The organism is Bradyrhizobium sp. (assembly GCF_049512235.1).
Lineage (GTDB): Bacteria > Pseudomonadota > Alphaproteobacteria > Rhizobiales > Xanthobacteraceae > Bradyrhizobium.
Genome location: NZ_JBEKXH010000307.1, coordinates 1 through 9,787, shown reverse-complemented (window position 1 = coordinate 9,787; position 9,787 = coordinate 1). Strand labels below are relative to the sequence as shown.

9 protein-coding genes and 1 pseudogene are annotated in these 9,787 nt (G+C 63.9%); 7 read left to right on the top strand and 3 right to left on the bottom strand.

Annotation, left to right across the window (positions count from 1 at the left end; genetic code table 11):
• From ABSG20_RS24165 to ABSG20_RS24155, 3 genes and pseudogenes are all read left to right on the top strand, one after another.
• Positions 1-920, top strand: a pseudogene (locus ABSG20_RS24165) (ABC transporter ATP-binding protein); the annotation flags it as partial.
• A 37-nt stretch (positions 921-957) separates the two neighbouring features.
• Positions 958-1,656, top strand: a complete 699-nt coding sequence (locus tag ABSG20_RS24160) for an ABC transporter ATP-binding protein (RefSeq protein WP_423867022.1) — start codon at positions 958-960, stop codon at positions 1,654-1,656.
• A gap of 173 nt (positions 1,657-1,829) precedes the next feature.
• The gene (locus ABSG20_RS24155) at positions 1,830-2,213 is read left to right on the top strand and encodes a 2Fe-2S iron-sulfur cluster-binding protein (RefSeq protein WP_423867021.1); all 384 of its coding nucleotides are present in this window, start codon (positions 1,830-1,832) and stop codon (positions 2,211-2,213) included.
• A 50-nt stretch (positions 2,214-2,263) separates the two neighbouring features.
• Here the strand turns inward: ABSG20_RS24155 and ABSG20_RS24150 are convergent, their stop codons facing one another.
• A complete protein-coding gene (locus ABSG20_RS24150; RefSeq protein ID WP_423867020.1) occupies positions 2,264-4,114 on the bottom strand; it encodes a caspase family protein in 1,851 nt (616 codons plus the stop codon).
• Between the two features lie 641 nt (positions 4,115-4,755).
• Between ABSG20_RS24150 and ABSG20_RS24145 the strand changes: the two genes are divergently transcribed.
• The 4 genes from ABSG20_RS24145 (at position 4,756) to ABSG20_RS24130 (ending at position 7,374) form a co-directional block, all read left to right on the top strand.
• On the top strand, positions 4,756-5,130 hold the full coding sequence (locus tag ABSG20_RS24145; protein WP_423867019.1) for a nuclear transport factor 2 family protein: 375 nt from the start codon (positions 4,756-4,758) through the stop codon (positions 5,128-5,130).
• 72 nt (positions 5,131-5,202) lie between these two features.
• On the top strand, positions 5,203-6,807 hold the full coding sequence (locus ABSG20_RS24140) for a Na+/H+ antiporter (protein ID WP_423867018.1): 1,605 nt from the start codon (positions 5,203-5,205) through the stop codon (positions 6,805-6,807).
• A gap of 82 nt (positions 6,808-6,889) precedes the next feature.
• The gene (locus ABSG20_RS24135) at positions 6,890-7,096 is read left to right on the top strand and encodes a hypothetical protein (protein ID WP_423867017.1); all 207 of its coding nucleotides are present in this window, start codon (positions 6,890-6,892) and stop codon (positions 7,094-7,096) included.
• Positions 7,093-7,374, top strand: a complete 282-nt coding sequence (locus ABSG20_RS24130; protein WP_423867016.1) for a type II toxin-antitoxin system RelE/ParE family toxin — start codon at positions 7,093-7,095, stop codon at positions 7,372-7,374. The genes ABSG20_RS24135 and ABSG20_RS24130 overlap by 4 nt, the downstream gene beginning before the upstream one ends.
• Before the next feature lie 34 nt (positions 7,375-7,408).
• On the opposite strand, the gene ABSG20_RS24125 is transcribed toward ABSG20_RS24130, so the two are convergent.
• Both ABSG20_RS24125 and ABSG20_RS24120 read right to left on the bottom strand, forming a co-directional pair.
• Positions 7,409-8,743 carry a Rieske 2Fe-2S domain-containing protein gene (locus ABSG20_RS24125; protein WP_423867015.1) on the bottom strand — a complete coding sequence of 445 codons (1,335 nt, stop codon included), beginning with the start codon at positions 8,741-8,743 and terminating at the stop codon, positions 7,409-7,411.
• Between the two features lie 235 nt (positions 8,744-8,978).
• Positions 8,979-9,787, bottom strand: an 809-nt coding sequence (locus tag ABSG20_RS24120) for a TauD/TfdA dioxygenase family protein (protein WP_423867014.1), incomplete at its 5' end; no start/stop codon positions are given.

Here is a 9,787-nt window from a genome sequence, read left to right as displayed (position 1 = left end):
CCGTCTGGCTGTTTCTTCAGGACTTCCTGCAATCCGCGCTTGGGCTCGGCGCGGCCTGGAAGCTGGTGCTCGGCACCGTGTTCGTGCTGTTGGTTACCTTCTTGCGGCGCGGCATCATCGGCGGGCTTAAGGACCTGTACGGATTGGTAGCCAACCGTAAAAAGCCGGCGGAGGCGACCGAGGCGGAATCGCTTGCCGATTTCCGCGCGGCTGCGGACATTGGCGCGGCTAAGATCGCGCCGCATAAGCGCGCGGGCGATCGGGCCAACGGGCCGATCCTGCAGGCATGCGGGCTCAGCAAGCAGTACGGCGGGCTTCGCGCCAACAGTGACATCAACTTCACGGTCAACCACGGCGAATTGCGCGGCGTTATCGGGCCGAACGGCGCCGGAAAGTCGACCTTCTTCAAGATGCTGACCTGCGAAATATCGCCGACCTCCGGCAAGATCCTGTTCGAGGGCCGTGATATCACCGGCAAGAGCGTAACCGACGTCTGCCAGCTCGGGCTGACCAAGAGCTACCAGGTCAACCAGCTCTTCACCCAATTGACGGTTCGCCAGAACCTGACGGTCGCGGTGCTGGGCGATCTGCGCGGCAAGTTCAGGCTCGATCTGTTTCGGGACCCGGAATCTATCTCCGGTCTCAGGGAGCAGGTCGAGCAGACGCTGCAGCTGGTGCGTCTGGCCGGCCGGCCCGACACCAAAGTCTCGGATCTGGCCTATGGCGAGAAGCGGCGCCTGGAAATCGGTCTCGCGCTTGCCACCTCTCCGAGCCTCCTGCTGCTCGACGAGCCGCTCGCCGGCATGAGCCCGCAAGAACGCCAGGAAACCGTGAAACTGCTGAAATCGATCGGCCAGGGCCGCACCATGATTGTGATCGACCATGACATGGACGCGCTGTTCGAACTGGCAGAGCGAATCCGGCTGTGCAGGAAGCCTATCTTGGCGGGGTGCTCGAATGAGCCTGCTCGAAGTCTCGGGCCTGAACGCCTATTATGGCGATTCCCACATCTTGTTCGATGTCGCGATGCGCGTCGAGCGCAATGAGGTCGTGGCGTTGCTCGGGCGCAACGGCGCCGGCAAGTCAACGACGCTCAAGAGCCTGATGGGTGTGATTACGCCGAAGAGCGGCAAGGTAGTGCTCGATGGCGCCGATCTCGCCGGAAAGAAGAGCCACGCCATTGCCCAGGCCGGCATGCAACTGGTGCCGGAGGATCGCCGAATCTTCGGCAGCCTCAATGTCGAAGAGAACATCATCCTCGCCGGACTGACGGCATCAGGCAGATGGCCGCTCGAGCAGATTTACAACATGTTTCCGCGGCTGAAGGAGCGTCGCAGCAGCAGCGGCACCGACTTGTCCGGCGGCGAGCAGCAGATGCTGGCTATCGCCCGCGCGCTGGTGCGCAACCCGCAAATCATCCTGCTCGACGAGCCATTCGAGGGGCTGGCGCCGGTGATCGTGCGCGATCTAGTAAATGCGTGCCGCGATCTCGCCGCCGCGGGACAGACCATCGTACTGGTGGAACAAAATCTGGCAGCAACGCTGGCGCTGGCCAGCCGCCTCTACATCCTCAACAATGGCCATATCGTCCACGAGGGGCCGGCGGGGGAAATTAAGGCACGGCCTGAGATATTGCACCGCTATCTCGGCGTTTAACCCCTGGCATAGCGAACTCTAGAGAGTCCAGTCGTCATTTCGAGCAAAAATCCGCGCAATTCAAGCCGCTGAAAATCGGCAACCGCTTGCAGCTGTTGGTCGGTGCGGACGGTGCCCCGCGTGGATATGCCGGCGGAAATTGCAAAACTCGATCCGCAGGGGGAATTCTATGTGTGCGGACCGATCGGAATGCTGGAGGACGCAAAGCGAGCCTGGAGCGCGAGCGGACGGCCCGTCGACCGGCTGCGCTTCGAAACCTTCGGCAACAGCGGCCGCCGTCCGGCCGTCGCCTTCTTCCCCGCCTCGGCAAGGAAATTTCGGTCGGCGCCAACCAGACCTTGCTGGAAGCGCTGGAGGCGGCCTCTGTCGACATGATCTTCGATTGCCGGCGCGGCGAATGCGGGCTCTGCGCGCTGCCGATCCTCAGCTTCGAGGGCGAGCTCGACCACCGCGACGTGTTCTTCAGCGCCGCCGAAAAGGCCGGGAATACCAAGCTCTGCACCTGCGTCTCGCGCGTCTATGGGGCCTCGATCACGCTCGATACCGCGGATCGCTGAGGGACTTAACGACGGCAAAGCGCGGGCCGTGGCGCGTCGAAAGCCTCGAATCAATTGCAAACCTGCACGTTGCTGCCGCCGCCCAGACGGCCGCCGCCCTGCCCGGTGGTCCGGTACTCGACATGGCATCCGCGGGCGACCGGGCGGCAGATGCGGTCGTCGCAAACGATCTGGCCGGATGCCTGTGGCTTGGCGGCGCGGGCCTCGGGCCTTGGCCGTTCCGGAGCTGCGCGATCAGGGTGGCCGGCCGAATCGCGACTGGCGGCCGGCGCTTTCGCGCGCCGCTTCTCGCATTCGTTGTCGTCATTGAGGAACGAGCCGTCCGCGCAGACGATCCTGCTGCAGCGCTCGCCATCGGGCTTGAAGCCGTGCTCGCAGATCAACGGACAGACCCGCGACGGTTTCAGCTTGATCGCATCGAGTGCATCGAGACTGGCGAGCTTGGTGTCGAATTTGGTTCCGGCAAAGCGGTTGAAGAGCGCCAGCGATCGCTGCGACGCCGCGTTCCAATCGCCATCGGCCGATGCCGAAAGACAGCCGACACGGCGCAACTCGCCCTGGACCGATTTTGCAATGTCGGCCGGCGCGGGCGAGGGGTTCAGCGCGGCGAGGTTGCTCGGAGCTTTGTCACCCCGGGATGGCTCCGCCGCCGGCGGAACCGAAGCGGCCGTGTCAGGGACCGCCTTGGCGGCGGCCGCCTGGTTTTGTGGAGTGGCTGCGGCCACCTCGGTTGCGGCGCGCTTGCGTTCGGCCTCGGCGGCCTGATCCAGCGCGAGCTGGTTGGCTTTCTCGGCCGAAATCCGGGCCTGCTCGGCCGCTTTCGCGTCCGCTTCGGCCTTGGCTTGCTCGGCCTTCTGCGCGCCCGCGGCGGCCAGCCGTATCCGCTCCTGTTCGGCCTGTCGCGCTCGATCGGTCGCGGCGATGCGCGCTTGCTCCGCCGCGATCTTGTCAAGCTGGAGCTTTGCCAGGCTGGCGTAGAAGCCCGCAGGGTACTGGGCAAGAAAGGCATTCCACGCTTCCCGGTTGCCGATCTGCAGCGCCAGTTCGTAATCGCGGCGGGCGTCGGCCTGCGAATTCGGCGCCGAAGCGGAGGGCGCGGCCTTCACGGGCACCAATGGCAGGTCGTCGCCGCCGAGCGAGCCATAGACGAACGGCTCCTGCCGATTAGCGGTGCGCTTGAGCACATCGTCGCGGACGAAACCGAGCGCCCTGCGCACATCCAGCCCCGGCGTCGTCAGGTGCTTTGCCAGTGCCAGCGTGAACGGGCTGTTGCTGGCGTCGCCGTCCAGCGCGGTCGAGCCGGCCTTGGCGGAATAAGCGATCAGCGTATTCGGACTCGCGGGCTCGATCTTGGCGAGGCCGCGTCCGATCGCGCGCGCGGCGACCGTGCGTTTCATGGTCTTGGCAAAGGGATTGTCGCGGCAGGCATCGAGAATCACCAGCCGAAGCTGCTTGGCCGGTTCGATCGCCAAAAGCACGCGGTCCAGCGAAAGCGCCTCGTCGAACACATCGGTGTCGCGTTCCAGCCTGGCATCGACCGGGATCAGAAAGTTCGCGCCATCGACCTCGATGCCATGGCCGGCGTAATAGACCACGGCAATGTCGGCATCGCCGGCGCGGTCGGCAAAATCGCGCAACGCGCGCCGGGTTTCCGAAGCCGTCAGGTCGTGCCGCGAATCCACCACGTCGAAGCCGGCATCCTTGAGCGTCGCCGCAATCACGGCGCCGTCATTGACCGGGTTCGGCAGCGGCGCCACGTTCTGATAGGCCGAATTGGCGAGCACCAGCGCCACGCGCTTGGCGGCGAGCGCCGGCTGGCATACCAGCAGCAACACGGCGGCGAGCAAAAATCCGCGCCATCTTGCCGAGACTTGCAACTTTGGCGACACTTGCGATCTCATCATGAGGCTTCCGCAAACCAGAGCATTGATAGCATGCGAGCCTGCCTATCAGAAGCCTGCGCCCGGGCCTTGTGAGCCAGATCACTAAGGCGCCGTCCAGGAATAATTGCCTCTGCAAAGGCGACGTGGAATGCCCTGACGATCTGGGTCGGTCCTTACCTCTCCCCGCTTGCGGGGATCCAGCGTTTCCGAAGTTCTGATTGTATCGACGCTTGCGACGCTGCGCTCCCTCTCCCGCTCTTCGCGGGGGAGGGTTGGGGTGGGGGAAGCTCCTGGCGAAACTCCATCGATCGGGTATCGCGGCTGCACACGCAACTGACACCGCCGATGCCGCGCCCCCACCCCACCCTCCCCCGCGAAGAGCGGGAGAGGGAGTGAGAGGCCAATGCTCGTGGCCTGAAATGATTGGCTTCACCGAATCGGTCTTCAAGGCCGCTTTGATTCCAGGCAACAGCCACCTCCCTGCTGCGGCATCGACGTCGACCGGCTGTTCTCCCATCGCCGGACCCTCGACCGGGCGGAGGAGGCGCGCTCCTCCCTCTCGGCAGGTGGCGGCCAAGGCCGAACGGGCCGCGGCATTTACGGGTTCACGGCCATATTCAAACCGAATAAACTCTGATCGGAGCCAAGGAGCAAACACCATGAGTTATGACCGTTCCACCGTCGAGGCCGTCGTCCAGCATTATTTCGACGCCCTGTACGAAGGCGATGCCGACAAGCTGGGCGCCATCTTCCATCCCACCGCCGACCTGCGCTGGGTGGAAAAGGGCGAGTTGAAAGTCCTCACCGTCCCTGACTGGATGGGCTGGGTCAGAAAACGCCCCTCGGCCAAGGCCGAGGGCAAGCCGCGCGAGGATTTTGTCGTCACCATCGACCGCTCCGATGAATCCACCGCCTGCATCAAGGTGCGCTGCCAGTTGCCGCCGCGCTATTTCACCGACTATCTGGTGGCGATGAAACTCAGGGATGGCTGGCAGATCGTTTCGAAATCCTATCGCTACGATTTGAGGGAATAAGACGTCACGATGCCGCGGCATTGACGGCGCCGCCCGGCTGGGCAAATTGACCCGGTACAGGAATTGGACATCGTGGAAGCCAAGTTCCAGATATTTCTGATCCTGCTGGCGGTGCTGGCGGGCACCGCGCTCGTGGCGCGGCGGATCAACGTCGCGCCTGCGATCCTGCTGCTGCTGGCCGGCGTCGTGCTCGCCTTCGTGCCGGGCATGCCGTCGCTGGAATTGCCGCCGGAACTGGTGCTGCTGGTGGTATTGCCGCCGCTGATCTATTCGGCCAGTGTCGCCATGAGCTGGCGCGAATTCAAATTCAACCTGCGCCCGATCCTGCTGTTGTCGGTCGGCTGCGTGATTTTCACGGCCGCAGCCGTCGCCGTGGCGACGCATGTTCTGATCGGGCTGCCGTGGAATGTCGGCTTCCTGCTCGGCGCCATCGTCGCACCGCCGGACGCGGTGGCGCCGCTGGCGATCGTCCGCAAGCTCGGACTGCCCCGGCGCATCCTGGTCGTGCTCGAGGGCGAGGGGCTGGCCAATGACGCCACCGCGCTGATCCTGTATCGCTTCGCGCTGGCGGCGATTGCGACCGGGATGTTTTCACTGCCGAAGGCGGCGGGCGAATTCGCCACCATCGTGCTCGGCGAGATGCTGTTCGGCGCCGCCGTGGGCTGGCTGTCCTTGCGCGCCCGCCACCGCGCGCGCGATTCCCAGATCGAGATCACGCTGTCGCTGCTCACGCCCTATGTCGCCTACTGGACCCCTGTGCATTTCGGCGGCTCCGGCGTGATCGCAACCGTCGCCTGCGGGCTTTACATGAGCTGGAACGGCCCGCTCCTGATCTCTTCGGCGACAAGGCTGCAGGGCATCTTCTTCTGGGACCTCGTGATCTATCTGATCGAAGGCATGCTGTTCCTGCTGACCGGGTTCCAGATGCGGGCGCTGTTCGAAAAATCGAAGGCATTTCCGCTTCATGACATCCTGGCTGCGAGCGCGCTGGTCACCGTGATGGTGATCGCCGCGCGATTCGCCTGGGTGTTTCCTGCCATCTATCTGCCGCGGTTGTTGAAGCGCGTGCGCCTTCGCGATCCGTCGCCGCCATGGCAATGGGCGTTCGTGATTGCGTTCACCGGCGTCCGCGGCGCGGTCTCGCTGGCGGCCGCTCTGGCGCTGCCGTTCGCGCTGCCGAGCGGTGAGGCCTTTCCCGACCGCGACCTGATCCTGTTCGTTGCTTTCGGCGTCATTTTCATCACGCTGGTGGGGCTTGGGCTCGGGCTGCCGCCGGTGGTGCGGTGGCTCGGCGTCGCGCAGGACGGCCGCGACGAGCATCGGGCGGAGCATGAGTCGGAAATCGCGGCGCGGCGCGAGGCGCTCGGCGTGGCGCTGAAATCACTCGATGCCATCACCGACGACCGCGAATTATCCGGCGAGGTGATCAAGCTATTGCGCGCGCGGCACGAGATCCGCGCCAGCCAGCTGCCGGATTCGCTCGACCCCGATGCCCACGACCTCTCGGCGGCGGGAACCAAGCTGACCCGGGAACTGATAGCGGCGGAGCGCAAGTTCATCCACGTCCTGCTGCGCGACGGCAAGATCACCGACGAGATCCGGCGGCGCATCGAACGCGATCTCGATCTGGAGGAAGCAAGCCTTTCCAACCGGGAGTATCGCAAGGCGCCGCTATGAGGGGGAGAGACGGCATTTTCCCGGTGCAAATAATTCAGAAGCCTGCTAATCTCTTCGCATGACACGACAAGGGCTCGAAATCTTGCTGGAGCGCGTCTCAACCTGGCCTGAAGAGGCCCAGGAGGAGCTTGTCAGATCGATTGCAAGCATCGAAGGCAAGCATCTTGGGTCGTACCGGCTGAGTGATGCCGAGCGGAATGCCGTGCAGCGGGGCTTGGCGGAGATGCGCGAGGGAAAGCTTGCAAGCGACGGCGCGGTCGAAGCGGTATTTAATCGCTATCGGACATGAAGGTTCGTTGGTCCGAGACCGCCCTCGCCGAAATCGAAGATATCTTCTCATATATTTATGAACATAACCGGTCGGCCGCCGTCGCTGTCGTAGAGCGGGTCGAGGGGCTGGCGGCGTTGCTTGAAGAATTCCCACTTGTCGGACACCTTACCGACGAAGAAAACGTCCGGGTCTTGTCCGTTGTGCGCTATCCGTTTCTGATATTCTATGCGATCGACGATCCTGCGAACGAGATCGTCATCTTGCACGTGCGGCACACCGCGCAACTGCGGCCGTAGCCTCGTTGTCGATTCGAGTGTCTCGTTGTCCGTTCTACTCCGCTGCCGCGGTCCGCGGCCGTCCCACGAACCCGGCCGCGTCACCGAAACGCTCGACCATCACCGCCGCCAGGTCCTTATCCCGGTGCGTCACGCAGGCGCCGGAGCGCACGGCGTAGCGGTCCTGGCGGGCGAGATGCGAGGGTGCGTGGCCCTCTTGCAGCGCGCGCGCCGCATCCATCACCAGTTTGCGGAAGTGCAGAATGCCGAGGTCAGTCGGGCCGAGATGTTCGCGGCTGCGGTCGGCGATCGGGCCCTGGCTGTCCTGCACCGCGGCGTCCTGTTCCGACACCCCCTTGATGCCGGTGAAGCTCCTTGTTTTTTGCAGCTTGCGATCGATCAAATAGTCGTTCGACTTGTTGCGCAGCGGCACATAATTCGCGTCGACCTCCGAGATCACGCCGTTGCCGCGGTCGTAAGCCTCGCGCTCGGCCTGCGTGATGGGCCGCTCCGGATTCCAGGCATAGGTGTAGATCCAGCAATTGGTATCGGTCACCGGCACAAAGCTTTGGCCGAAGATATTTTCGCCGGGCATCGCGCTCGGCGCATAGGCATGCACCGGCATCAAAAACTGCGCGATGCGCCAGTAGATGTTATCGCCGCCGGTCGAGCGGCCGCCCGCGATCGCCAATCCAGCATCGTGCGGATTGATCCTGATCACCGGACGCGGGTCCTCGGCGATCCATCGCATGTGATCGGTGCTCATGCGCGCGATCGGATTGACGAAGTGTTTCCTGACATCGAGAATTTCGTTCTCTTCCTTCTCGAAGCCGAGATGCGCAAATGTAAAATGCGCCGTGTCGATCGAGCCTTCCAGCGCCTGCACCCAGTTGCATTCCTGCCACTTCTTGGAGACATAGCGATGCGCAGCCGGCAGCAGCGCCATTTCCAGATCGGGGATTTCGGGGGCTTCGCCCAAGGGACCCATATAGGCCCAGATCATGTCGCCCCATTCCCGCACCGGACAGGATTTGATGCGGATCAGGTCCTTGGCATGGAGGTCGGGATAGGAGGTCGGCATGTCGACACAGCGGCCGTCGGTGTCGAATTTCCAGCCGTGATAGACGCAGCGGATGCCGCATTCCTCGTTGCGGCCAAGCCACAGATTGGCGCCGCGGTGCGGACAATGCTGGTCGATGACGCCGACCACGCCGCTGGTGTCGCGGAACGCCAGCAATTCCTCCCCCATCACCACGATCTTCTTCGGTTCGCCGTCGGGTTCTAATTCCTCGGATAATAGTACCGGCAGCCAGAAGCGGCGCAGCAATTCGCCCATCCCCGTACCCGCTCCGCTTTCAGTCAGGAATTGGTTGTCCTCGGCGCGGAGCATGGCCGTTCCTCCGGGGCTTGGTCTTGCTTCGGGGCAAGCTTGACGCAGGCAAAAGCGCGCGTCAACGCATACGCGCCCACAGAGCTTAACCTGTCGGGTGCCAAACGCGCGAATAGCACTGCGTTTCCGAAGTTCTGACGATGCCGGCATTCTCCCTGGTCCTCACCCTCTTTAGGAGCATCGCGCCAAGCGATGAGGACGAGAATTTCGGCAAGCGGAGGAGCGGCCGTGCCCCTCACACCGGCCGCTCTCCCTTCACCGTCACCCGCGTGCCGGCACGGGTGTGCGGCCAGTAGTCCCATAGCGCGCGGTGCTGGGTGCAGCGGTTGTCCCAGAACGCGATGGCATCCTCGGTCCAGCGGAAGCGGCACTGGAACAGCGGATTTTCGGCGTGCTGCCAGAGATAGTTCAGTATCGCGTCGCTCTCGTCCCTGGGAATGCCGATGATGGTGCGGGTAAAGCCGCGGTTGACATAGAGCGCCTTCTTGCCGGTCACCGGGTGGGTGCGCACCACCGGATGCTCGGCGTGCGGATAGCTCGGCCGGTCGGCGACGCCGTAATTGGCATAGAGCCCGCGATAGATCGGCTCGCCGTCATGCAGCGCGGTCAGCCCGTCGAGATAGCGCTTCATCGGCTCCGACAGCGCTTCATAGGCCGCATACATGCTGGCGAACAGCGTGTCGCCGCCGTGCGGCGGGCATTGCCGGACATGCAGGATCGAGCCCATCGGCGGCTCGACATCGCAGGAGACGTCGGAATGCCAGCCCTCGCCATTGGCGCGCGGTGAATCCTTGTCGGCGTAGATCTTCATCAGCGCGGGATCGTCGCCCTCACGCGGCGCGGCGGGGTGAATATGCAACTCGCCGAACTTGCGGCCGAAGGCGAGGTGCTGCTGCGGCGTGATCGGCTGGTCGCGGAAGAAGATCACGAGGTTCTCGGCGAGCGCGCGGTGGATCTCGACGATCTGGCGGTTCGAGCGCGCTCGCTCCGAGAGCAGACTGGATAGATCGACGCCCGTGATCTCGGCGCCGATGATCGGCGTCA